Source organism: Halomonas sp. PBN3 (assembly GCF_000475415.1).
In the GTDB taxonomy this organism is placed as follows: domain Bacteria; phylum Pseudomonadota; class Gammaproteobacteria; order Pseudomonadales; family Halomonadaceae; genus Halomonas; species Halomonas shengliensis.
On sequence record NZ_AXCA01000139.1, the window covers coordinates 1 to 250 of the forward strand.

Sequence of the window (250 nt, forward strand, 5' to 3'; positions counted from 1 at the left end):
GCATCAGCGCCGGCATCGCCGCGCTGTGGGGGCCGGCCCACGGCGGCGCCAACGAGGCGGTGCTGAAGATGCTCGACGAGATCGGTGACGACTCCGAGGAGAACATCCAGCGCTTCATCGACAAGGCCAAGGACAAGGATGACCCCTTCAAGCTGATGGGCTTCGGCCACCGCGTCTACCGCAACTTCGACCCGCGCGCCAAGGTGATGAAGGAGACCTGCGACGAGGTGCTGGCCGAGCTCGGCATCGA

At 66.0% G+C, this 250-nt stretch carries 1 protein-coding gene; it reads left to right on the top strand.

Going from position 1 to position 250, the window contains the following annotated elements; translation table 11 throughout:
• Positions 1-250 (top strand): citrate/2-methylcitrate synthase (locus tag Q673_RS0118285; RefSeq protein WP_031217903.1); only part of this gene is annotated, 250 nt, incomplete at both ends.